The sequence below is a fragment of the Pseudoclavibacter sp. JAI123 genome (genome assembly GCF_013409665.1).
GTDB lineage: Bacteria > Actinomycetota > Actinomycetes > Actinomycetales > Microbacteriaceae > Pseudoclavibacter.
On sequence record NZ_JACCCM010000001.1, the window covers coordinates 1,202,691 to 1,225,347 of the forward strand.

The following is a 22,657-nucleotide window of genomic DNA, read 5'->3' on the forward strand; positions in this document are numbered from 1 at the left end:
CTGGCCCGGGGTGCGTCGTCCTGAGTCGGTGCCGAGGCGAGGCCCGCCTGAGTTGACGTGCCCGGGTATTTCTTGGCATCATCATCGAACTTCATTCGATTGCATAGATCGCCGCCTCGCCCAGACGGGCACGCAGCGCGGCAGTCGACCACAAGCCGCGCCGCCTCGGGGATGCCGTGTTCCCCCGGGGCGGCGCTTTTTGTGCCCCGCCGAGCTTCGGGTCGTTGGCTTCCGGCAGTAGAGTTCATGCAATTGCATTGAAATGGATGGAGCTGCCATGACCGGCACGATCGAGTTCGGCCTCAACACCTTCGGCGACGCGACCAACGACCTCGAGGGGCAGCCGCGCTCGCACGCCCAGGTCATTCGCGATGTCATCGAAGAAGGCGTCCTCGCCGAAGAGGTTGGCATCGATGCGTTCGCGGTCGGCGAGCACCACAGGGACGACTTCGCGATCTCGACCCCAGAGACCGTGCTCGCAGCCATCGCCGCACGCACCGAGCGCATCCGCCTCGGGAGTGCCGTGACCGTGCTCAGCTCCGATGATCCCGTCCGCGTCTTCCAGCGCTTCTCGACCGTGGACGCCATCTCCAACGGGCGCGCGGAGGTCATGCTCGGCCGCGGCTCCTTCACCGAGTCCTTCCCTCTCTTCGGGCTCAACCTCCAGGACTACGAGGTGCTCTTCGAAGAGAAGCTCGACCTGTTCATGAAGATCGCGGCGGGCGGACCCGTCAGCTGGAGCGGCACCGTCCGCGGCGCGCTCAACGACGTGACCGTGCATCCGCAGCTCGAGGAGGGGCGCCTGCGCACGTGGGCCGCCGTCGGCGGAACACCTCAGTCCGTCGTTCGCGCCGCCCAGTACTCGATGCCGCTCATGCTCGCGATCATCGGCGGAGAATCGGCGCGCTTCGCGCCCTTCGCCAACCTCTACCGGAAAGCCAACGAGCAGTTCGGCCAGCCCAACGGGCCCATCGGTGCGCACTCGCCCGGCCACATCGCCGAGACCGACGAGCAGGCACGCGAGGAGCACTGGCTGAACTACCGGACCATGATGATGCGCATCGGCAAGGAGCGCGGCTGGTCGCCCATGCAATACGAGCAGTACGTGCAGGAGACGGGGGAGCGTGGCGCGCTCTATGTCGGCTCGCCCGAGACCGTCGCACGCAAGATCGCCGCGACCGTGCAGGTGCTCGGACTCCAGCGCTTCGACCTCAAGTACAGCGCGGGCACGCTCCCGCACGAGCACAGCATGAAGGCCATCGAGCTCTACGGAACGAAGGTCATCCCCATGGTGAGGGACCTCCTCGCCTGATTGTGCGGATGCACGGCCCAGGTGCTGCGGGCTGGGCGAAATGCTCGTGAAGCGCCCAGCCCGCACGAGTAGCGTTGGAGCCCGGAGAACGCTTGAGCCCGCCACACTCGAGCCCGCCAACAACCGAGGAGTTTGCACTATGACGTACCCCAACGAAGCGGAACTGCTTGCGAAGGTCCCCGGCCAGCTGTTCATCGGCGGCGAATGGATCGACGGTGCGGACGAGCCCTTCGCGGTCAACGACCCGTCGACCGGCACGGCGCTGAAGCACATCGCCAACGCGAACCCGGAGCAGGGCATCCAGGCGCTCGACGCGGCTGTCGCCGCTCAAGAGGACTTCGCGCGCATGGCCCCGCGTGAGCGCGGCGAGATCCTCCGCCGCGCCTTCGACATCCTGCAGGAGCGCCGCGACGAGATGGCGCTCATCATGACGCTCGAGATGGGCAAGCCCCTCGCCGAGGCGCAGGGCGAGGTCACCTACGGTGGCGAGTTCCTGCGCTGGTTCAGCGAGGAAGCCGTGCGCGTGCACGGCCGCTACGGCACGCAGCCGGAGGGCACGGGGCGCATGATCGTCTCGAAGCACCCCGTCGGCCCCGCATTCCTCATCACGCCGTGGAACTTCCCGCTCGCGATGGCGACGCGTAAGATCGCGCCGGCGATCGCAGCTGGCTGCACCTCGGTCGTGAAGCCCGCATCCCTCACGCCCCTCACCACGCTCTACTTCGTGAAGATCCTCGAAGAGGCCGGCCTGCCCAAGGGTGTTGTGAACGTCATCACGACCCGCAGCACCGCGGCCGTCTCGTCGCCGATCATCGCCGACCCGCGCCTCCGCAAGATCTCGTTCACCGGGTCGACCGGGGTCGGCCAGGGCCTCATGAAGGAAGCCACGAAGAACGTGCTGCGCACGTCGATGGAGCTCGGCGGCAACGCGCCGTTCGTCGTCTTCGAGGACGCCGACCTGGACAAGGCCGTCGAAGGCGTCATCGCGGCGAAGTTCCGCAACATCGGGCAGGCCTGCACGGCCGCGAACCGCATCCTCGTGCACACGGACGTCGCCGATGAGTTCGCGCGCCGCGTCACCGAGAAGGTGTCCTCGTTCAAGATCGGGCGCGGCACCGAGGAGGGCGTCGTCATCGGCCCGCTCGTCGAGGACAAGGCCGTCGACAAGGTCGCGTCGCTCGTCGACTCGGCCGTGGCCGCGGGTGCCGAGCTGCTCCACGGCGGCAAGCGCGTCGAGGGGGACGGGTCGTTCTACGAGCCGACCGTGCTCAACCGCACGCCGTCCTCCAGCGAGATCTTCCGCGAGGAGATCTTCGGACCCGTCCTCTCGATCACGACGTTCGCCGACGAGGAAGAGGCCATCCGCCTCGCCAACGACACCGAGTACGGCCTCGTCTCCTACGTGTTCACGGAAGACCTGAAGCGCGGCCAGCGGCTCATCGACCGCATCGAGACGGGCATGATGGGCCTCAACATCGGTGTGCTGTCCAACGCGGCGGCCCCGTTCGGCGGCGTCAAGATGTCCGGCATCGGCCGCGAGGGCGGCTTCGAGGGCATCGAGGAGTACCTGTACACGAAGTACACGCTCACCCCGAACCCCTACGCGTAGGCTCTCGCGCCTCCCGCATCCACCGATCCCGCCGCCGGCCTCGCGCCGACGGCGGGATCGCTGTCTCGGCGCAGCGTCGGCCAGGGCAGGCTCAGCCTTGTGGGAGAACGCTCCTGCCACCCCGCAGAGCGACACCTCGCCACAACTCTGTCCGGTACCGCGGCTGGTCGGGGATTGACCGCCGAGGTTCTCCACAGCCCGTGAGCGCGCTCGTCTCGGCGCCCGGATCTCTCATAGCCTCGAGCGGTGGATGCAGGTGACAGGAGCGGCGCGAGCAGAGCCAGCCGACGACGCGACGATGCTGGGCGCGCATCGGGACGCGAGCCGCGCATCCCCTTGCCGAGCGAGCTTCGGTACTCCGCGTTCAGCGTCGCGGACGCTTGCGCCGCGGGCGTCTCCCGCGGACGCCTGAGGAACCGGGCTGAGGGAAGGCCCTTCCACGGTGTGCGCGTTCCGGAGGTCCCGCACGATCCGGGAGAGATCGGTCGCCTGCTCGGCCACCACGGTTCCCGCGATGAGTTCGAGGTGCTGGCCGAACGGATGCGGAACCTCGACCGCAGCTACCTGCCGATCATGTCCGCCGTTCAAGCGTTCGGCGGTGTCTCAGCGGCACGTCTCTACGGCCTCCCGCTTCCGCTCCGTCTGCTTCGGGACCCGACGGTGCGTGTCATCGTGCCGAAGGGGCGAAATCCGCCGCGGGCGAGGGGCGTCTCGGCGCGATCCGTTCCGGCGAGGTTCTGGAGTGTCCAGGCATTGCGCGGCGCGCCTGCGAGCGGCCACGGGTCAGCTTCGGGATGGCGTCGAGTCGCCGTGGGAGACCGTGACACGGCTTGTGCTCGTGGAGTCCGGGTATCCCGAGCCTGCGGTGAAGTTCCAGCTCATGTCGGGGGAGCGCAGGATCGCGCGCCTCGATCTCGCCGATCTGCGCGCACGCAGCACGTACGAGTACGACGGGGACGGCCATCGGAAGGACAAGCGCCAGTGGCGTCTCGACGTCACACGCAGTCGGGCGATCCAGGGTGAGCGCTGGAGTCACGTCCGACTCACGGTGGCCGATCTGGAGCCGGCCACCGGGTTGGAGACCTTCACGTCCTACGCGCATCGACTCCGGGCGGAGCGGCTTGGCGAATGGTGCGCGCGCGGGGATCAGCGTTGTGGCCAAACGTCGTCAGCGTTCGGCGGAGCTGCACATGCCCACAACTCTGCGGTCAGCGGGCCCGGGCGCAGCAGCGGGCCCGGGTGCGGGTGCGGGCCTCACGGGGCGGGCTGGCAGCTGGGGCACCAGGCGGCGACGCGCTCTCTGCCCTGCAGGCCGCGGCGGATGCGCGTGCCGCAGCGCAGGCACGGTTTGCCGTACCTGCCGTAGACATACGTGCGCTTCCCTGGGCGCAGATCGCCGGTCGTCGTCCGCTCAACTCGGTCTCGGTTCGCGACGATGAGCTTTTGGCCGAGCTCGACGAGCCGGTCGAGGTCGCCCGCCCCGGAGACGGGGGTGTGCGGGTGCAGACCGCGCAGGAACAGCAGCTCGGTCACGTACACGTTCCCGAGGCCCGCCAGGTTTCGCTGCTCGAGGAGTGCGCCGGCCAGTTCCGCGTCTGGTTCGCGGCGCAGATTCGCCACCGCGAGGCCCGGATCCCAGTTGTCGCCGAGCAGGTCGGGGCCGAGGTGGCCAACCGCGTTCTCCTCGTCGTCGCGCGGCAGCATCTCGACAACCGGCAGCTCGAAGCCGACAGCGGTCCCGGCGGCGGTGCCGAGGACGACTCTCGCGAGGTAGTCCGGGCGGGGCCACTTCGCGCCGAGCTGCACAAGCTGCCAGCTGCCGTCCATCCCGAGGTGGGTGTGCAGGGTGTGCTCGCCGATGCGCGTCAGCAGGTGCTTGCCTCGCGGCACGACCCCGTCGACGGTGAGGCCGCTGAGGTCGAGCGCCGCGTACTTCGGAACCCGCAGCTCGAAGCGGGTCAGCTCGCGCCCCGCGAGGGCGCGGTTCAGGCGGGTCGCCGCGCGGTAGACGGTGTCACCTTCCGGCATCACGCACCTCGATGCCGAGGTGCGCCGCGAGGTGGGGAGCAAGCGCCTCGAGTTGCGAGGGCGTCACCGTGACGCCGCGGAGGCCTTCGAGGCCCGTGATGGTTGAGAACTCGAGGCCGCGCAGGTCGACGTGCTCGAGGCGTGCGCCCGTGACGTCGAGGATGCCGGTGCGGCTCTCCGTGAACGCGACACGCTTCGCCGTGGCACCGCCCAGGTCGATCTCGTCGAACGCGCAGTCCGCGAACCGCACGTCGGTGAGGGTGGCCCCTCGCAGATTCACGTAGCCGAGACGATTGTCGCGGAACTCGACATTCTGGAAGTCGCTCTCGTGGAGGTCGGCCGAGCCGAGTCGCGAGGCCGTCCACGAGACGGAGCGGAACGACTGGCGCTGTCCCTCCACGACGGGCACCTCGACGCGCTCCAGCACGCACTCGCTCACCCGGCCCGAGTGGAGCAGGAGCCTGCGGGCGGTGAGCCCCTCGATGCGGCACTCGGAGAAGGTCACGCCGGCGGCGTCGATCTCCTCACCCTGCACGTCGACGAAGTGCTGCAGCTCGTGTACCCGCGCTGTCGCGAAGTCCACGGCACGCGCCTCGTCGAGTTCCGGCAGGAATGGTGCCTCGATTCTCGCCTCGGTGCCGCCGGTCCTGTTGCCTCGTCGTCCGCGTGCTGCTGCCAATTCGTTTCCTCTCATCGTTGGTGTGTTCAGTTCCCGCGCATCCGCAGGCCGCGGGTGGTGAGCGAGAACCCGCCTTCCTGCAGCATGCTCGCGAGGGGCGTCTCGAGCACGAAGGTGCCGTCGACGCGTTCGATCACGAGGTTCGGGATGCGCGCCCGCCCGATCGTCTCGGCGAGCGACCTCGCCGCCGCCCGGAGCACCTCGTCGGAGTCGGTGAAGGTGAGGAGCGTCTTGCCACCGCGCTCGACGTACAGTGCGAGCTCACCGTCGACCATCGTGACGAGCCCACCGGCCTTCCTGCCTGGCCGGTGCTTGGTCTGCGACTCCTCGGCGTCGGGCCACGCGAGGGCGGCGCCGTATGGGTTCGCTGGATCGGTGGCGGCGAGCGTCAGCGTCTCGAACCGTTTCTCCGCGTCGAGCTCGTGCGTGAAACCGCGCAGGCGGTCGACGGCGCCAACGGTCGAGAACTGGGCGGCGCCGAGCTTCTCGATGAAGTAGCCTCGCCTGGCCTTGCCAGACTCCTCGAAGCGCGCGAGGACGCGGTACACGAGCGCGAAACCGCCGAGGATCTCCTCCGCCATGACGCTGCCCCGGGTCACGATGCCGTAGCGGTCGAGCAGCAGGTCCCCGATGGCGAGGCCGCGCTCGGTCGCATCGCTGACTCCGTTCAGCCCGAGCGTCCAGCGTCCGCTCGTGTGGGGCTGCGATGGGGCGGGGCGCTGCGATGCGAAGGCGGATGCGGTGGGGCTGCCGGCGGAGTCGCTGGGTGCCATGGCGACACGGCCGCGGTAGAGCCTGCCGCGGGCGGCGCGGCTCGGGGCGCGGTGCGCCGAGGTGCTCGCCGCCCCCGGCCCGCCAGAGAGCAGCGCGCGCAGGGGTGCAAGCGTGTCGTTGGTCACGCGCCCCTGCCAGACGAGCGCCCAGAGCGCGTCGGAGAGCTCGCGGTCGCTGACTGACTCGGGTTCGAGCATCAGGCGCACGTGCCTCGACAGCTGGGGGAAGAAGCCGGGGCCGGAGCCGGCGAGCGCGTCGAGGAGGTGCCTGCCGCGCGCATCCGGCTCGCCCTCTGGCTGGTCGGGAAGCGTGAGGTGCGCAGTGTCGGCGAGGTGCAGGCTGATCCAGCCGTCACTCGAGCCGATCGCGCCGTGCCCGCGCCACAGGACCTCGCCCGCGGTCGTGAGCTCGTCGAGCATGCTCGGGTGGTAGTCGCGAACCCTGGCGGGCAGGATGAGCGTCTCGAGCGCCGATGCGGGGACGGGCACGCCCGCGAGCTGGTCGATGACGGTGATGAGGCCGTCGATGCCGCGCAGGTCGCCGCCGACGTGCTGCCAGGCGGGAAGGAACCTGGCGAACGCGGAGTGGTCGACCGGCTCGATCTCGCTGCGGAGCGCGGCGAGGGAGCGGGCGCGGAGTCGCTTGAGCACGGTCTCGTCGACCCACTCGGAGCCCTCGCGGTCTGGGCGGAACTCGCCCTCGACGACGCGGCGCGCCAGCTCGAGACGGGTGAGGGCCTCGCGCACGACGGCTTGCCCGGTGCCGTAGCGCTCCGCGACCTCGGCGACGGAGAATGGCCCGTGCGAGCGCGCGTAGCGGGAGACGAGGTCGCCGACCGGGTCGTCGACCGGGTCGATGAAGGCGACGGGAACGCCGATCGGCAGCGCTACCCCGAGCGCGTCGCGGAGCCTGCTGGCGTCCTCGATCGCGGCGATGCGCTCGACGCCGGCGATGCGCACGCGCAGGGCGCGCTTGGCGCTGACGAGCTCAGCCGCGTACTGCTCCGCGACCTCGATGCTCGCGCCGGGGCGCGCCTCGGCGGCCGCCTCGCGCTCCGCCCTGTCTCCGTCTCGCTCGTGCCCGCCGTCCGGCTCCTCGACATCGTCGGTGCCTTGGGCGTCGTCGCCGAGCAGACGCTCGGCGATCTCCTCGACACTGATCGGTCCGAGCACGCGCAGCAGGTCGGCGACGCCTTCAGCATCGCGGGCCCGCCTGTCCGGTGCCGTGCGCTGCAGCTCTGCCTCGAGTCTGGCGATGACGTTCGCGTCGAGGAGCTCGCGCAGCTCGACGCGGCCGAGCAGGTCGGCGAGGAGGCTCGTGTCAAGGGCCAGCGCGGCCGCGCGGCGCTCCGCGAGCGGGCTGTCGCCCTCGTACATGAACGCGCCGACGTAGCCGAACAGCAGCGTTCGCGCGAACGGAGAGGCCTGCTCGGTCGTGACGTCGACGAGGCGTACCTCGCGCCCGGCGATGCGCTTGGCGAGGTCGACGAGCGCATCGAGATCGTAGACGTCGTGCAGGACCTCTCGCACGGCTTCGAGGATGATCGGGAACGTCGGGTACTGCTTGGCGACGTCGAGCAGCTGCGCCGCCTTCTGTCGCTGCTGCCACAGCGGGGAGCGCTTGCCGGGGTTGAGGCGCGGAAGCAGCAGCGCTCGGGCCGCGGCCTCGCGGAAGCGCGAGGCGAAGAGCGCGGAGCCGCCCACCTCGCGTGCCACGATCTGCTCGATCTCGTCGGCTTCGAGTGCGAACAGCTCGGCCCCGGGCGGTTCGGCGTCGCCTTCGGGGATGCGAACGATGATGCCGTCATCGCTCGCGACGACTCCGCCGTCGAGTCCGTACTGGTCGCGGATGCGCGCGGCGACGATGAGCCCCCAGGGCGAGTGCACGGGGGAGCCGTACGGAGAGTGCAGGATGATGCGCCAGTCGCCGAGCTCGTCCCGAGTGCGTTCGACGATGAGCGTGTGGTCGCTCGGCACCTGCCCCGTCGCGTCCTGCTGCTCGCGGACGTAGGCGACGGCGTTCTGCACGGCGTTGTCGTCCATGAGCGTGGAGAGCGCCTCCGGCACGCGCCCCTTGGCGGCGATCTCGCGGGTGATGGCACCGATGGCCTGACCGAGCTCGGAGGGGCGTCCGAGGGCGTCCCCGGTCCAGAACGGCAGGCGCCCCGGCTGGCCGTAGGCGGGGGTCACGAGGACACGGTCGAACGTGATCTCGGCGATGCGCCAGCTCGTCGCGCCGAGGGCGAAGATGTCGCCGACGCGTGATTCGTAGACCATCTCCTCGTCGAGCTCGCCGACGCGCCTCGGCCCGCGCTGCGCGTCGGCGTCCTCGGATCCCGCGAGGAAGACGCCGAAGAGTCCTCGATCCGGGATGGTGCCGCCGGAGGTGACCGCCAGCCGGGCGGCACCGGGTCGGCCGGTGAGGCGCCCGAGGTCGCGGTCCCACACGAGGCGGGGCCGCAGCTCGGAGAACTGGTCGGACGGGTACTTGCCGGAGAGGAGGTCGAGCGTCGCCTCGAACAGGGGGCGGGACAGCCACGCGAACGGGGCCGAACGGCGGACGAGGTCGAACCACTCCTCGACGTCGAGGTCCTCGATGGCGGCGGCCGCGATGGTCTGCTGGGCGAGCACATCGAGCGGGTTGGCGAGCACCCGCATCCGCTCGATCTGCCCCGTCACCATGCGGGAAGCGAGCACGGAGGAGTGCAGCACGTCAGCTCGGTGCTTGGGGAAGATCGTGCCCTCCGAGGTCTCTCCGACCTGGTGCCCGGCGCGGCCGACCCGTTGGAGGCCGCTCGCGACCGACGGCGGCGACTCGACCTGCACGACGAGGTCGACGTCGCCCATGTCGATGCCGAGCTCAAGGCTCGAGGTCGCGACGACGCAGCGCAGCGTGCCGCTCTTGAGCGCGTTCTCGACCTCGGCGCGAGACTCCTTCGAGACGGAGCCGTGGTGGGCGCGCGCAAACGACAGCGGGGCGCCGGCGGACTGGCCTGCCTGTCCCATCGACACGGCCGGCGGGCGCTTCGGGTCGGGTTTCGGCTTCGCGCTGTGATCGCCGGAGGACCAGCGCACGCCGGGCGCCGCGGCACCGTACGGATCGCTCTCGTGGGCGGCCTCGATCGACGGGGCGTCGACCGCCGCGCGCTCCTCCGCGATCTCGTTGAGCCGCGCCGTGAGACGCTCGGCGAGTCGCCGAGAGTTGACGAACACGATCGTGGAGCGGTGCGACTCGACGAGGTCGGCGATGGACTCTTCGATGTGCGGCCACACCGAGCCGCTCTCTTCTGCGTCGCCCTTCGGATCCCGCAGGGTCCCCGCGGCGGCGCCCGCTTCGAAGTCAGCGAACGGGTCGGCGTCGTCGACGGCACCGGACGCGTCGGCCGCGGTCGGGGTGGCGGCCCCCGCCCGTGTCATGCCGATGTCGCTCAGGTCTTCGACCGGGACGCGCACCTCCAGCTTGAAGGTCTTCGTGCTCGGGGGCGCCACCACCTTGACGGGAGCGTTGCCTGCGAGGAAACGCGACATCTCGTCGAGCGGGCGGACGGTCGCCGAGAGTCCGATTCGCTGCGCCGGCTTGTCGAGGAGGGCATCGAGCCGCTCGAGCGTCAGCGCCATGTGGGCACCGCGCTTGCTCGAGGCGACGGCGTGCACCTCGTCGATGATGACGGTGGTCACGCCGGTGAGCGTCTTCCGCGCCTGAGAGGTGAGCATGAGGTAGAGCGACTCTGGCGTCGTGATGAGGATGTCAGGAGGGTTGCGCAGCTGCTGCCTGCGCTCGGCGGGGCTCGTGTCGCCGGAGCGCACGCCGACGCGGATGTCGGGAGCGACGGCCCCGAGCCGCCTCGCCGTCTGCGTGATGCCGACGAGCGGCGAGTGCAGGTTGCGTTCGACGTCGACGCCGAGGGCCTTGAGGGGCGACAGGTACACGACTCGGGTGCGACGCTCGGCGTTCGGCTCCGAGCTCTGCGCCCCGCGCTCGGCGGCCAGCTGGTCGATCGCCCAGAGGAACGCGCTGAGCGTCTTGCCCGAACCGGTCGGCGCCACGACAAGCGTGTGATGCCCGTCGGCGATCTCGCGCCAGGATGCGTCCTGCACGGCAGTGGGGCCGACGAAGGCGCCTTGGAACCATTCCCGCGTGGCGGGTGAGAACGCATCCAGCGCGGTCGATTTCGGCATGGGGACTACAGAACCACACACCACCGACATCAGCCTCCAGGAGGACGGGATCAACCCCGCGGAGGACGATCATTCAGCCGTGATGGGCGAAGCTGGACGCACCACATTCTGAAGGAGTGATCTCACATGAAGCGTCTTGTCCGCCCCCGCCGGGGCCGCATGATCGCCGGTGTCTGCGCGGGTATCGCGCAGCGTTTCGGCTGGTCGCCGTTCGTCGTCCGCCTGCTCACCGTCCTGTCGGTCCTCATCCCGGGCCCGCAGGTCATCATCTACCTGGCGCTCTGGCTGCTCATCCCGAACGACTAGCGAGAACGGCCTGAGACGAGAGCTACTCAAGCACCCGCTCGAGGAACGCCGCCATGAGCGGCAGCTCCGTCTCGGACACGGCGTGACCGAGGCCCGCCTCGACGTACTTCTGGACGTCGGCGTGGGCCTCGAGCCATGCCGCCGTGTGCTCGACGGCGAGAGCGGGGATGACGGTGTCGGCGTCGCCGCGCCCCCAGAAGACTGGCGGACGCGTCTGGGCGAGCTCGGCATCCCCCGGCAGCGTGCCGACGGCGACGAGCCCGGAGATGAGGAGTGCTCCGGCGAACGAGCCCGGTCGCTGACGGAGCGCCTGCATGGCGACGATGCTGCCCTGCGAGTAGCCGAGCAGGGCGATCGGCGCGCCTGAGGTGAAGACGCCGAGCCCGTCGAGCAGCTCGAGCAGCGCTGATGCCGCGTCGTTCGCACCGCGCTCGAGGCTCAGCTGCGCGTCGGCATCCACGGCGACTTCCCCGGTCATCGGGTCGGCGAAGCGCAACGGGAACCATTCGCGCCCGCCCTCCGGCTGGATGTGCGGGGCAGGCACCGAGACGTAGCGGTAGCCCTGCGGCAGCTGGCCGGTGAGGCTCAGGATGTCGGTGCCGTCCGCGCCGTATCCGTGCAGGCCCACGACCAGAGGAACCCTACTCGTGGCCGCCGTCTCGGCGTCGCCGCCGCGCCAGAGGAGTGTCGTGGGGTCGATACCTGTGGATGCAGTGCTCACCCGGGAAACATACATGGTCCACAATGGGGTCATGACGGTGCGCACTCCTGATCCTGAGTCCGGCTGGATGAACGACGACGAGCTCGCGCTCGTCAGGCGTCGCGTGCCGATGCTGTATGTCGAGGCCATCCCGGTGCGTGTCGACGCCGCGGGGAAGGTCGAGCATCTCGGTGTGCTGCTGCGCGCGGACAACCAGGGCGTCATGACGCGCTCGTTCGTGTCGGGGCGCGTGCAGTACGGCGAGTCGATCCGGGATGCGCTGCTGCGGCACCTGGAGAAGGACCTCGGCACTATGGCGTTCCCTGCGCTGCCGCAGGCGCTCGCCCCGTTCACGGTCGCCGAGTTCTCGCCGATGCCCGGCTCCGGTCTGTTCGATTCGCGGCAGCACGCGGTCGCGCTCGAGTTCATCGTGCCCGTCGCGGGGGAGTGCAACCCGCGCCAGGATGCGCTCGAGATCACGTGGCTGACGCCGCAGCAGGCACTCGACCCCGATCTTCTCGAGGAGCTCGAGGGCGGACGCGGCCAGGTGCTGCGGACTGCTATCGGTCACCTCGGCCTCTGGCCCTAGCCTCAACCCCTGCCGGGCGTCGTTCCCATGGCCATCCGCTACTGGCTCGTCGTGCAGCCCTTCGATCGTGCCCTCGCGATGGTCGAGGGCGGCTTCGTGCAGGCTCCGTGGGGTGCGCTCGAGGGGGTCGAGCAGATGGGGGTCTCCGACGGCGTCGTCATCTACTGCCCGCGGGAGGTCAACCCTGACGGCGAGCCCATGCGCAGCGTGGTGCAGTCCGGGTACGTGCTCGACGAGGAGCCGTACCGTGCCGGCGGTCGGGGCTCGTCGCCGTGGCGCCGAGAGGTGCAGTGGATGCGCGAGGCGCGCCCCGCGCCCATCCGCCCGCTTCGAGAACTCCTCGACTTGACGCGCAACGACAAGTACTGGGGTGAGCGACTGCGTGCTGGCTGGCTGGAGCTCTCTCGCCGCGATTTCGAGATCTTCGAGGATGCCGTCAGGCGCCCGTCTCCTGAGCCGAGTGCGTTGGGGATGGGCCTCATCCGCGAGACGGGCCTCGCGCAGTCGGCGGAGCGGCCCGGGCGTGGGGAGCCGGATTCGGGCGAGGATCCGTACTCGATCAGGTTCTAATCGAGCAATTTCAGCCCATGTGACACATTATTGAGTGTGCGTGATGAGCACCGCTGAGGTGTGCTTACGCTTCCGACCAGAGTGAGCTCGATGAACGGGGTGCCATGATCGACGCGTTGGACTTCAGGCCGGCGGCGCAGCAGTCGAATCTGCGTGCCACGATCGAGGACTCGGTTGCCGCGGCCATCGTGTCCGGTGGGCTGGCGGCTGGAACCCTCGTCTCCGTGCCTGCGCTCGCGGCCCGGTTCGAGGTGTCGGCCACCCCCGTGCGGGAGGCGATGCTGAACCTCGAGAAGCTCGGCTTCGTCGAACCCGTCCGCAACAAGGGCTTCCGCGTCACGCACGTCTCGGTGGAGGAGCTGCGGCAGATCGTCGAGGTCAGGCAGATGCTCGAGGTGCCCGTCGTCCGGGAGCTCGCCGCCGATTTCCCTGTCGCGCCTCGGACCGAGCTGCGCGACCTCGCGACGCGGATCGACGCCGCCTCGGCCGAGGGTGACCTGCCCCTGTATCTGGCCGTGGACATCGAGTTCCACGAGCGGCTGCTCAGTCTGTCCGGCAACGATCGGCTCGTGTCGATCGTCACGGCGCTGCGGCGGCAGACGAGGCTCACGGGCCTCACGGAGATGCTCGGCTCCGAGGAGCTCGCCGCTTCGGCGCGCGAGCATGCGGACCTCCTCGTGCTGCTCGAGGCTGGCAAGGCGGATGAGGCTGCCGAGCTCATGCACCGCCACATCGGCCACGTCGTCGGCTGGTGGGCTGGCCTACCCGAAGAGGCTTAGCAAGCCCTGCACCTAGTGAAACACTTTGTAACAACTGTGTTTCAAGGGTGTTGAAGGGTCTACTGCGAGCGTCCGCCGAACAGTAATGTGTGACATCCCATCACCGGAGATGGTCCGGCGATTCTGACGTCTGTTCGGAAGGAACTCACCATGACTGCACGTCGTTCCACCAGCCCTCGGGGTGCTGGCCTCTGGAAGCGGGTGCTCCTCCCAGGAGCCCTCCTCGCAACTGCCGCACTGGCTCTGACCGGATGCTCCGGAGGTGTCGCCGGAGGCGGTGACACCGCGTCCGAGGACGGACCGATCAAGCTCGGACTCGCGGCCCCCTTCTCGGGATCCGAATCCGCCTTCGGCCCGTACATGGAGAACGGCGCGAAGATGGCGATCGATGAGCTCAACGAAGCCGGCGGCGTCCTCGGCCGCCAGCTCGAGCTCGTCACCGCCGACGACGCCTGCGACGCGACCAGCGCGACCGCCGCGGCGAACAAGCTCGTCACCGACGGCGTCGTCGCCTCCGTGGGCGGCTACTGCTCGGGCGCGACGCTCCCGACGCTCCCGATCTTCAACACGGCGGAAATCCCCATGGTGATCCCGGCCGCCAACTCGAACCAGCTCGTCGCGGCCGGCCTCGACAACGTGTTCCTCATCAACGGCACCGGCACGCAGCAGGCCCAGGCCATGCTCAAGTACGCCGAGAAGCAGGGCGTCAAGACGCTCGCGCTCGTCGATGACAACACCGACTACTCGACGGACCTCGCGAAGTCCGCCTCCGAGCAGGCCAAGGAGCTCGGCATCGAGGTCGTCCTCGAGGAGTCCGTCAACGCGGGCGAATCCGACTACGCGGCCAACGTCAACAAGGTCGTCTCGGCGAACCCGGACATGATGTACTGGACCGGCTACTACCAGGAGGGTGGCCTGATCACGCAGCAGCTGCGTGCCGCTGGCTACACCGGCAAGATCATGGTCGCCGACGGCTCGGTCGACGCGAAGTTCGCTGAGATCGCCGGCAGCTCGTCCGAGGGTGTGCTCGGCACGTTCACGCAGACCCCCGACATGCTCGAGGGTGCAACCGAGTGGATCGACGCCTACACGGAGAAGTTCGGCGCGGCTCCCGGCCCGTACTCGACGCAGAGCTACGACGCCGTCCGCGTCGTCGCCCAGGCGATCGAGGATGCAGGAAGCACTGATGGACCCGCGGTCATCGAGGCGCTCAACGCGCTCGACGGCTTCGACATCTTCTCCGGCCCCCTCACCTTCACGGAAGAGGGAACGCTGACCGAGGGCGGATTCGCCATCGTCACCGTCGGACCCGACGGCACCTTCATCCTCGAGGATGACCTGAAGAGCTAGTCAGCCACGGCGGGCGGGGAGGGAACTCCCCGCCCGCTTCTGCAGTCAGGAACCACTGTGATTCAACTCATCATCGACGGGCTCTTCGTCGGATCCTTCTACGCGCTCGTCGCGCTCGGGTACAGCATGGTGTACGGCATCATCAAGCTGCTCAACTTCGCGCACGGCGACGTCTACATGGTCGGCGCGTTCGCCGGCCTCACGATCTTCTCAGCCTTCTCCGGCCTCGCCGGGGGCGGCATCCTCTCGATCCTGCTCGTCATGCTGCTCGCGATGATCTTCACCGGCATCCTCGGCGTGACGATCGAGCGGGTGGCCTACCGCCCGCTGCGCTCGAGCCCCAGACTCGCCGTGCTCATCACCGCGGTCGGCATGTCGTTCATCCTCGAGTACGGCGTGCGCCAGATCTTCGGGCCGGACCCCAAGGTGTACCCGACGCGTCTCGAGGGCGAGACGCTCGACTTGCTCGGCGGCCGCATCACGATGCCGCAGATCGTCATGATGCTCGTCGCGGCCGCCCTCATGTTCGGCCTCAACACCTACATCATGCGCTCCCGCGACGGGCGGGCCATGCGCGCCATCGCGCTCGACCCCACGGCAGCCCAGCTCATGGGCGTCAACGTCAACAAGGTCATCTCGCGCACGTTCTTCATCGGCTCCGCGCTCGCGGGCGCCGCCGGGGTCATGGCTGGCGCCTACTACGGCACCATCGACTTCCTCGCCGGCTTCGTCATCGGGTTGAAGGCGTTCACGGCCGCCGTCATCGGCGGCATCGGAAACCTCTACGGCGCCATGCTCGGGGGCCTCGTGCTCGGCTTGCTCGAAGCGTTCGGCACCCACTGGCTCGGCGGGGAGTGGCGTGACGTGTTCTCGTTCGCGTGCCTGATCCTCTTCCTGTCCTTCAGACCGACCGGCATCCTCGGTGCCCGCGTCGTGGAACGGATGTGACCCCATGACCGACATCAGACTCCAGGCGCCTGCGCCCACCGTCGAGCGGCCGACACCGCGCACTGGCATCCGGAACCCGAAGACCTTCATGAACCTCGTGGGGCTCGTGCTGTTCCTCTTCGCGTTCCTGCTGCCGTTCATCAACGCGACGCCGTACGTCATCTCCATCGGCACCTCGGCGATGATCTACATCATGCTCGCGATGGGCCTCAACATCGTCGTCGGCTACGCGGGCCTCCTCGACCTCGGCTACTACGCCTTCTTCGCGGTCGGCGCGTACACGGCCGGCGTGCTCAACACGCTGCTGGACATGCCGCTCATCGCGACGATCCCGTTCGTCATCGTGGCGTGCATCCTCGCCGGGCTCATCATCGGCGGGCCGACGCTGCGCCTGCGCAGCGACTACCTCGCGATCGTCACGCTCGGCTTCGGCGAGATCATCCGACTCACGGCCAACAACCTCGAGGTCACGGGCGGTCCATCCGGCATCTCCGGCATCGACACGTTCGAGTTCTTCGGCTGGTCGTTCGCCGACGGCCTCACGATCGGCGGTATCGAGTTCAACGGCAAGATCCTCCTGTACTTCCTCTGCGTCATCATCGCGGGAGGTGCCGCGATCATCGCAGCCTCCCGTCTGGGCAAGGGGAAGATGGGGCGTGCCTGGCGCGCGATCAAGGACGACGAGGACGCAGCCGAGGCGATGGGCGTCAACACGTATACGACGAAGCTCGGCGCGTACGTGCTCGGCGCGGTGTTCGGCGGGCTCGCCGGCGTGCTCATGGCAGCGCACCAGACGGCCATCAGCCCGACGTCGTTCGTGTTCCTGAACTCGGCCCTGCTGCTCATGGCGGTCGTGCTCGGCGGCATGGGGTCCATCCCCGGCGTCATCGTGGGTGCGCTGCTCGTCTCGCTGCTGCCCGAGATCCTCCGCGACTTCTCCGACTGGCGCTTCCTCGTCTTCGGCGTGCTGCTGGTGGTCATGATGATCTTCCGGCCGCAGGGCATCTGGCCGGCGACGGCGATCCTGCCGTTCCTCAAGTCGCGCGCCAAGGGCGAGCCGCCGTCCCCGAAGGACGGCTTCTCGGCCCACGAGGCACCGGACGCCAATATCGACCTCTCGAAGGAGCAGGCATGAGCCAGGGTTCAGGCACGGGTGAGGTCTACGGGACCGCGCCGATCGATGTGCCGAAGACGGAGTCGGTGACCGCGGTTGCCGAGGAGTTCAGGCGGGCGCACTCCGGGGAGCCGCTGCTGTCCGTCCGCGACCTGCGCCTGCAGTTCGGCGGAGTGAAGGCCGTCGACGGCACGTCGTTCGACGCGTACGCGGGCGAGATCATCTCGGTGATCGGCCCGAACGGCGCCGGCAAGACAAGCGCGTTCAACTGCATCACGGGGTTCTACCGGCCGACGTCGGGCACGATCACGTTCGACGGCGTCGACATCATGCGCAAGCAGCCGTCGACGATCACGCGCCTCGGGCTGAGCCGCACGTTCCAGAACGTGCGCATGTTCCGCGACATGTCCGTCATCGACAACGTGAAGACGGCGATGCACGCGCGCATCCGGCAGAACGTGTTCCAGACGATGCTGCACACGATCGGCTACAGGAAGATCGAGGCGCAGGCGCTCGAGGATGCGCGTGGCTGGCTCGACTTCGTCGGCTACTCGCTGGACGACGACCTGCTCGCGTCGCAGCTGCCCTATGGCGAGCAGCGGCGTGTGGAGATCGCCCGCGCGCTGGCCACGCAGCCCAAGCTGCTGCTGCTCGACGAGCCCGCGGCCGGCCTCAATCACAACGAGAAGCAGGAGCTGATCTCGCTCATCCGCAAGATCAGGGACCTGGGGGTCGGCATCGTGCTCATCGAGCACGACATGGGGCTCGTGATGGAGATCTCGGAGCGCGTGATCGTGCTCAACTTCGGCCGTGAAATCGCGGATGGCCTGCCGGAGGACGTCAAGAACGACCCGAGGGTCATCGAGGCGTACCTGGGGGTCGAGGATCCGGAGGACGAGGTGGCCGAGGAGGTCGGCGAGGAGCAGCTCGACTCCCCGGAGCGTCCGCGCACGCTCCGCGACCGGATCGACGAAGAGGACATCGCGGAGCAGGGCTCTGCGGAGGAGGAACGGTCATGAGCGCTGAACTCGAGGTGAAGGACGTCGACCTCTTCTACGGGCGCGTGCAGGCGCTGCGGGGGCTGTCGATCGAGGTGAACGAGGGCGAGGTCGTCTCGCTGCTCGGCAACAACGGTGCGGGCAAGACGAGCACGCTCACGATGCTCTCTGGTCTGGCCAGGGCGAAGAGCGGCACGATCACCTGGCGCGGCAAGGACATCTCGAGCGCCAAGCCGTGGGACCTCGTGCGCGACGGGCTCATCCACGTGCCTGAGGGGCGTCGCATCTTCTCGACCATGTCGGTGCACGAGAACCTGCTGCTCGGCGGGTACCAGGTCAAGGACCCGAAGGTCGTGGCCGACCGTGTCGAGGAGTGCTACGAGCTCATGCCGCGCCTGCTCGAGCGGCGCACGCAGCAGGGCGGAACCCTGTCTGGTGGTGAGCAGCAGATGGTCGCCATTGCGCGCGCGTACGTCGGTGGACCGAAGCTCATGCTGCTCGACGAGCCGTCGATGGGACTGGCGCCGCTTGTCGTGAAGCAGGTGATGGAGCTGATCGGGCGCATCAACGAGCGTGGTGCCACGGTGCTGCTTGTCGAGCAGAACGCGCGTGCGGCGTTGAAGGTCGCGCACCGCGCGTACGTCATCGAGCACGGGCATGTGACGCTCTCCGGCCTCGCGTCCGACCTGGCGAAGGACAAGGCGGTCATCGAGGCCTACCTGGGCTGACCGCCACCTGGCCCGTCCCGCGCGAGGGGCGGGCCAGTCTTGCAAGGGCAACTGGTGTGTGACATATTACTGACAGGAGGTGCGGGATGAGCAGCTACGACGTCGTCGTGATCGGTGGCGGCATCATCGGCGCGGCGTGCGCGGCTGAGCTCGCCGGCCGAGGTCGCCGGGTGGTGCTCGTCGAGCGCGGGCGAGTCGCGAGCGGCACCAGTGCGCACTGCGAGGGCAATCTGCTCGTCTCGGACAAGGGCCCCGGGGCGGAGCTCGAGCTCTCCAAGCTCGCGAATGCGGCCTGGTCCAGGCTTGCGAACACCTTCCGCGACGAACTCGGCGGCGACTTCCCCGACATCGAGTTCGAGGCCAAGGGCGGCCTCGTCGTCGCGACGACCGACGGGGGAGCATCCGCGCTCCTCGATTTCGCGACCACGCAGCGCGAAGCCGACATCGCGGCCGAGCCGGTCACGCTCGCAGAGGCACGCCGACTCGAGCCGTGGCTCACCGATCGCATGACCGCAGCCGTCTGGTATCCGGGCGACAGTCAGGTGCAGCCGACCATCGCGACCGAGGCGCTCGTGGCCCTCGCGCGCCTGCGCGGGGCGAGCATCCTGGAGCACCACGAGGTGACGGGAGCCCTCCGCAACGGCGGCAGGCTCGTGGGCGTGCGGACGACCGCGGGGGATGTGCGCGGCAACGACGTCGTCGTCGCGGCGGGTCCCTGGTCAGGTGACGTGTCGGCCGTTCTCGGCATGCCCCTGCCGGTGCGCCCGCGTCGAGGAGTTGTGCTGGTCACTGCGAAGATGCCGCAGCGGGTGTTCCACAAGGTGTACGACGCCGACTACGTCGGCGCCGTCGGTTCCGGTGACGTCGCCCTCATGACCTCGAGCGTCGTCGAGTCGACGCCAGGTGGCACGGTGCTCATCGGCTCGAGTCGCGAGCAGGTCGGCTTCGACGACGCGTTCCGCGCCAACGTGCTGAGCGAGCTCGCGAGGAAGGCCATGTCGATCTTCCCGTTCCTCGCCGAGACGGCGATCATCCGCAGCTACTCGGGGTTCCGCCCGTACATGCCCGACCATCTGCCGCTCATCGGCGCCGATCCACGCCTCCCGGGCCTGTGGCACGCGACGGGCCACGAGGGGGCCGGCATCGGCCTCTCGTTGCCGACGGCCACGCTCATCGGCGACCTCATGGATGGGAAGCCGACGCAGATCGACGCCGCCCACTTCGCTCCGTCTCGACAGGCCCTCGCCGCCGAGTTGGAGGCCGTCGCATGAGCGAACGTCCAGTCCGGCGCGATGGGGTCGAGAGGCCCGTCCGCATCACGGTCGACGGCGAGCCCGTCGAGGGCATCGCGGGGCAGAGCATCGCGGGTGTCCTCCTCGGCTCCGGCCGCGTCGCCTGGCGCGAGACGGCGGTCGCGGGCAGGCCCCGCGGACTGTTCTGCGGCATCGGTGTGTGCTTTGACTGCCTCGTCACCGTCGACGGGGTTCCGGATGTGCGCGCCTGTCAGCGACGCGCGTGCGACGGGGACGAGGTGAGCTCCCAATGACCTCGACGCAGCGAGAACGGCGCCACGTCGCCGTCGTCGGCGGGGGACCGGCCGGTCTCGCGGCCGCAGTGGCCGCGGCGGAGCACGGCGCACGCGTGACGCTCGTCGAGTCGAGTCGTGAGCTCGGTGGCCAGTACTGGCGACACCTGCCGGACGAGCGTGACGGCCACCGACAGTCAGCGATGCACCACGGCTGGTCGACGTACCAGGACCTCGAGCGTCGAGTCCGCTCGAGCCCCGACATCACCGTGCTCGCCGAGACCAGCGTCTGGGCCGTGGATGCTCCGACTGCGGCTGGTCGGGGCCCCGGCCTCGGCGTCCCGACGCTGCAGCTCCTCACCGGCCCGGCCGACGCGGCGACGCGCGTACCGTCGACGCTCAGGCCGGACGCCATCGTCATCGCGACCGGGGCGCACGACCGCACGCTCCCCTTCCCGGGTTGGGATCTGCCCGGCGTCTTCACTGGCGGGGCTGCCCAGGCCTTCGCGAAGAGCGAGCGCATCGCGGTCGGCGGCAACGTCGTCGTCGCGGGTGCCGGCCCGTTCCTCCTGCCCGTCGCTGCGTCCCTCGCGCAGGTGGGTTCGCGCGTCATCGAGGTCGTCGAAGCCAACCGCATCCCGCGTCTCGCCTCTGGCTGGCTGCCCAAGCCGTGGCAGCTGGCCGGTGCGCCGGGCAAGGTGAGCGAGCTCTTCGGCTACGTGGCAGGTCAGCTGCGTCACCGCATCCCGTACCGCGTCGGCGAGGCCGTCGTGGAGGCGCACGGCGACGGCCGGGTCGAGCGCGTGACGATCGCCAGCATCGACGCCCAGTGGCGGCCGATCCCCGGCAGTGAGCGGCAGGTGGCCTGCGACGCCGTGTGCGTCACGCACGGGTTCACGCCCCGCCTCGAGGTCGCCATCGCGGCCGGATGCGCGCTGAGCGACGACAGATTCGTGGTCATCGACGAGTCCTGCGCGACGAGCGCGGCAGGCGTCTACGCGGCCGGGGAGGTGACCGGCATCGGGGGCGTCGACCTCTCGCTTGCCGAGGGTCGCGTCGCGGGGCACTGCGCCGCCGGCGGCGCCGCTCGGGACCCGCAGGTTAGCGACGCGCAGCGCAGGCGCGCCGTCTTCGGCGCGTTCGCCGCCCGCATCGACGCCGCCCACGGGGTGCGGCCAGGCTGGCAGGACTGGCTTCGCGACGACACGATCGTGTGCCGTTGCGAGGAAGTCACCGCAGGCCAGCTCCGCGGCAAGGCGGCCGCCACCGGCTCACGCAGCCTGCGCTCCCAGAAGCTCGCCACCCGCGCGGGCCTCGGCATCTGCCAGGCGCGCATCTGCGGCCGCAGCGCCGAGGAGCTGCTGCAGGCGGCGACCGGTTCGACCGGCGAACTCGACGAGGGCATCGTCGACCGCCGCCCCATCCAGACCCCCATCCGGCTCGCAGAGCTGGCAGGCATCTCAGAAGAGCAGCACCCCCTGACAGGAAGGCAAGACCCATGACCGAAACAGCTTCCACGCACCTCGACCTCGGCGGCGTCGTCGTCGCGACGGCCCTCCCCTACAAGGAGGACGCCTCGGCGCCCGCCGGTCTCGCCGTCGACTACGACGCCTACGCCGAGCACTGCAACTGGCTCATCGAGAACGGCTGCCGGGGTGTTGGGCCCAACGGCTCGCTCGGCGAGTACTCATCCCTCACTGACGAGGAGCGCCGCAAGGTCGTGCAGGTGGCTGTCGAGACCGTCGGCGACCGCGGCATCGTCGTCGCGGGCGTGCACGGGCCCGGGTGGCACCAGGCGCAGCACTGGACGCAGCTCGCGAAGGAAGACGGAGCCCACGGTGTGCTCTGCCTCCCGCCGACGATGTACCGCTCGGCGGACGCCGACGTCGTCGAGCACTTCGCTAAGGTCGCCGAGGTCGGGCTCCCCGTCATGATCTACAACAACCCGCTCGACACGAAGGTCGACATCACGCCGCGTCTCGTCGCCGAGATCGCGAAGATCGACGGCATCGTCGCCGTCAAGGAGTTCTCTGGCGACGTGCGACGCGCCTTCGAGATCCAGGAGGCCTGCGAGGCGGCCGGCTCGAGCATCGACGTCATCGCCGGCAGCGACGACGTGCTCTTCGAGCTCATGATCGACGGCGCGACGGGCTGGTTCGCGGGCTACCCCAACGTGTTCCCCGCGGAGGCGGTCGCGATCTACGACCACATGGCCGCTGGCCGCTACGTCGAGGCGCGAGAGATCTACAAGAGCCTCATCGCGGCGTTCCGCTGGGACTCGCGCCCGGAGTTCGTGCAGGCCATCAAGCTCGGGATGGACATGGTCGGCCGCAACGGCGGGCCCTGCCGTCCGCCGCGCGCCGCGCTCACGCCCGCGATGGAGGCGCAGGTGCGCGCCGACACGCAGCGCGCCCTCGACGCGCTCGTCACCCTCCAGTAGGGTCGCACCTTCCACTCCACAGCCTGAGGT

General features: G+C 69.3%; 19 protein-coding genes. 15 read left to right on the plus strand and 4 right to left on the minus strand.

The window, feature by feature from the left end; all coding sequences use genetic code 11:
• Positions 1-277: 277 nt before the first annotated feature.
• Both HDC34_RS05660 and HDC34_RS05665 read left to right on the plus strand, forming a co-directional pair.
• Positions 278-1,312: an LLM class flavin-dependent oxidoreductase gene (locus HDC34_RS05660; RefSeq protein ID WP_179556204.1), complete on the plus strand. Its 1,035-nt coding sequence runs from the start codon at positions 278-280 to the stop codon at positions 1,310-1,312.
• Between the two features lie 139 nt (positions 1,313-1,451).
• Positions 1,452-2,921 (plus strand): NAD-dependent succinate-semialdehyde dehydrogenase, encoded by a 1,470-nt coding sequence (locus HDC34_RS05665; RefSeq protein WP_179556205.1) that lies wholly within the window; start codon positions 1,452-1,454, stop codon positions 2,919-2,921.
• A 1,254-nt stretch (positions 2,922-4,175) separates the two neighbouring features.
• Here HDC34_RS05665 and HDC34_RS05670 read toward each other — a convergent pair.
• From HDC34_RS05670 to HDC34_RS05680, 3 genes are read right to left on the minus strand one after another with little or no spacing between them, the layout of a single operon-like run.
• Entirely contained in the window at positions 4,176-4,949 is a 774-nt protein-coding gene (locus tag HDC34_RS05670; protein ID WP_179556206.1) for an Fpg/Nei family DNA glycosylase, read from the minus strand.
• Positions 4,936-5,628 carry a pentapeptide repeat-containing protein gene (locus HDC34_RS05675; RefSeq protein ID WP_179556207.1) on the minus strand — a complete coding sequence of 231 codons (693 nt, stop codon included), beginning with the start codon at positions 5,626-5,628 and terminating at the stop codon, positions 4,936-4,938. Before HDC34_RS05675 ends, HDC34_RS05670 begins: the two co-directional genes overlap by 14 nt.
• 26 nt (positions 5,629-5,654) lie before the next feature.
• Entirely contained in the window at positions 5,655-10,580 is a 4,926-nt protein-coding gene (locus tag HDC34_RS05680) for a DEAD/DEAH box helicase (RefSeq protein ID WP_179556208.1), read from the minus strand.
• A gap of 126 nt (positions 10,581-10,706) precedes the next feature.
• Between HDC34_RS05680 and HDC34_RS05685 the strand changes: the two genes are divergently transcribed.
• On the plus strand, positions 10,707-10,886 hold the full coding sequence (locus HDC34_RS05685; RefSeq protein ID WP_104254080.1) for a PspC domain-containing protein: 180 nt from the start codon (positions 10,707-10,709) through the stop codon (positions 10,884-10,886).
• Between the two features lie 22 nt (positions 10,887-10,908).
• Here HDC34_RS05685 and HDC34_RS05690 read toward each other — a convergent pair whose 3' ends face one another.
• Complete coding sequence (locus HDC34_RS05690; RefSeq protein WP_179556209.1) at positions 10,909-11,607, minus strand: alpha/beta hydrolase; 699 nt, start codon at positions 11,605-11,607, stop codon at positions 10,909-10,911.
• Positions 11,608-11,638: 31 nt separating this feature from the next.
• Between HDC34_RS05690 and HDC34_RS05695 the strand changes: the two genes are divergently transcribed.
• The 12 genes from HDC34_RS05695 (at position 11,639) to HDC34_RS05750 (ending at position 22,627) form a co-directional block, all read left to right on the plus strand.
• On the plus strand, positions 11,639-12,175 hold the full coding sequence (locus tag HDC34_RS05695) for a DUF4916 domain-containing protein (RefSeq protein ID WP_104254078.1): 537 nt from the start codon (positions 11,639-11,641) through the stop codon (positions 12,173-12,175).
• Between the two features lie 27 nt (positions 12,176-12,202).
• The gene (locus tag HDC34_RS05700) at positions 12,203-12,745 is read left to right on the plus strand and encodes an EVE domain-containing protein (RefSeq protein WP_179556210.1); all 543 of its coding nucleotides are present in this window, start codon (positions 12,203-12,205) and stop codon (positions 12,743-12,745) included.
• Positions 12,746-12,849: 104 nt separating this feature from the next.
• Positions 12,850-13,524 carry a GntR family transcriptional regulator gene (locus tag HDC34_RS05705; RefSeq protein WP_179556211.1) on the plus strand — a complete coding sequence of 225 codons (675 nt, stop codon included), beginning with the start codon at positions 12,850-12,852 and terminating at the stop codon, positions 13,522-13,524.
• Positions 13,525-13,674: 150 nt separating this feature from the next.
• Complete coding sequence (locus tag HDC34_RS05710; RefSeq protein WP_179556212.1) at positions 13,675-14,874, plus strand: branched-chain amino acid ABC transporter substrate-binding protein; 1,200 nt, start codon at positions 13,675-13,677, stop codon at positions 14,872-14,874.
• Positions 14,875-14,931: 57 nt separating this feature from the next.
• A complete protein-coding gene (locus tag HDC34_RS05715; RefSeq protein WP_068479389.1) occupies positions 14,932-15,822 on the plus strand; it encodes a branched-chain amino acid ABC transporter permease in 891 nt (296 codons plus the stop codon).
• 4 nt (positions 15,823-15,826) lie between these two features.
• A complete protein-coding gene (locus HDC34_RS05720) occupies positions 15,827-16,957 on the plus strand; it encodes a branched-chain amino acid ABC transporter permease (RefSeq protein WP_104312754.1) in 1,131 nt (376 codons plus the stop codon).
• Positions 16,954-17,955, plus strand: a complete 1,002-nt coding sequence (locus HDC34_RS05725; protein WP_179556213.1) for an ABC transporter ATP-binding protein — start codon at positions 16,954-16,956, stop codon at positions 17,953-17,955. The genes HDC34_RS05720 and HDC34_RS05725 overlap by 4 nt, the downstream gene beginning before the upstream one ends.
• On the plus strand, positions 17,952-18,662 hold the full coding sequence (locus tag HDC34_RS05730; RefSeq protein WP_104312752.1) for an ABC transporter ATP-binding protein: 711 nt from the start codon (positions 17,952-17,954) through the stop codon (positions 18,660-18,662). The genes HDC34_RS05725 and HDC34_RS05730 overlap by 4 nt, the downstream gene beginning before the upstream one ends.
• Positions 18,663-18,748: 86 nt before the next feature.
• Positions 18,749-19,933: an FAD-binding oxidoreductase gene (locus HDC34_RS05735; RefSeq protein WP_179556214.1), complete on the plus strand. Its 1,185-nt coding sequence runs from the start codon at positions 18,749-18,751 to the stop codon at positions 19,931-19,933.
• On the plus strand, positions 19,930-20,208 hold the full coding sequence (locus HDC34_RS05740) for a (2Fe-2S)-binding protein (protein ID WP_179556215.1): 279 nt from the start codon (positions 19,930-19,932) through the stop codon (positions 20,206-20,208). The genes HDC34_RS05735 and HDC34_RS05740 overlap by 4 nt, the downstream gene beginning before the upstream one ends.
• On the plus strand, positions 20,205-21,689 hold the full coding sequence (locus tag HDC34_RS05745; protein WP_179556216.1) for an NAD(P)/FAD-dependent oxidoreductase: 1,485 nt from the start codon (positions 20,205-20,207) through the stop codon (positions 21,687-21,689). Before HDC34_RS05740 ends, HDC34_RS05745 begins: the two co-directional genes overlap by 4 nt.
• A complete protein-coding gene (locus HDC34_RS05750) occupies positions 21,686-22,627 on the plus strand; it encodes a dihydrodipicolinate synthase family protein (protein WP_179556217.1) in 942 nt (313 codons plus the stop codon). Before HDC34_RS05745 ends, HDC34_RS05750 begins: the two co-directional genes overlap by 4 nt.
• The last annotated feature ends 30 nt before the right edge of the window (positions 22,628-22,657 follow it).

Excerpts from the sequence above, each read along its gene's own strand:
- HDC34_RS05660 (WP_179556204.1), top strand. The coding sequence starts at position 278 with ATGACCGGCACGATCGAGTTCGGCCTCAACACCTTCGGCGACGCGACC.
- HDC34_RS05665 (WP_179556205.1), top strand. The coding sequence starts at position 1,452 with ATGACGTACCCCAACGAAGCGGAACTGCTTGCGAAGGTCCCCGGCCAG.
- HDC34_RS05670 (WP_179556206.1), bottom strand. The coding sequence starts at position 4,949 with ATGCCGGAAGGTGACACCGTCTACCGCGCGGCGACCCGCCTGAACCGC.
- HDC34_RS05680 (WP_179556208.1), bottom strand. The coding sequence starts at position 10,580 with ATGCCGAAATCGACCGCGCTGGATGCGTTCTCACCCGCCACGCGGGAA.
- HDC34_RS05685 (WP_104254080.1), top strand. The coding sequence starts at position 10,707 with ATGAAGCGTCTTGTCCGCCCCCGCCGGGGCCGCATGATCGCCGGTGTC.
- HDC34_RS05695 (WP_104254078.1), top strand. The coding sequence starts at position 11,639 with ATGACGGTGCGCACTCCTGATCCTGAGTCCGGCTGGATGAACGACGAC.
- HDC34_RS05700 (WP_179556210.1), top strand. The coding sequence starts at position 12,203 with ATGGCCATCCGCTACTGGCTCGTCGTGCAGCCCTTCGATCGTGCCCTC.
- HDC34_RS05705 (WP_179556211.1), top strand. The coding sequence starts at position 12,850 with ATGATCGACGCGTTGGACTTCAGGCCGGCGGCGCAGCAGTCGAATCTG.
- HDC34_RS05710 (WP_179556212.1), top strand. The coding sequence starts at position 13,675 with ATGACTGCACGTCGTTCCACCAGCCCTCGGGGTGCTGGCCTCTGGAAG.
- HDC34_RS05720 (WP_104312754.1), top strand. The coding sequence starts at position 15,827 with ATGACCGACATCAGACTCCAGGCGCCTGCGCCCACCGTCGAGCGGCCG.
- HDC34_RS05725 (WP_179556213.1), top strand. The coding sequence starts at position 16,954 with ATGAGCCAGGGTTCAGGCACGGGTGAGGTCTACGGGACCGCGCCGATC.
- HDC34_RS05730 (WP_104312752.1), top strand. The coding sequence starts at position 17,952 with ATGAGCGCTGAACTCGAGGTGAAGGACGTCGACCTCTTCTACGGGCGC.
- HDC34_RS05735 (WP_179556214.1), top strand. The coding sequence starts at position 18,749 with ATGAGCAGCTACGACGTCGTCGTGATCGGTGGCGGCATCATCGGCGCG.
- HDC34_RS05740 (WP_179556215.1), top strand. The coding sequence starts at position 19,930 with ATGAGCGAACGTCCAGTCCGGCGCGATGGGGTCGAGAGGCCCGTCCGC.
- HDC34_RS05745 (WP_179556216.1), top strand. The coding sequence starts at position 20,205 with ATGACCTCGACGCAGCGAGAACGGCGCCACGTCGCCGTCGTCGGCGGG.
- HDC34_RS05750 (WP_179556217.1), top strand. The coding sequence starts at position 21,686 with ATGACCGAAACAGCTTCCACGCACCTCGACCTCGGCGGCGTCGTCGTC.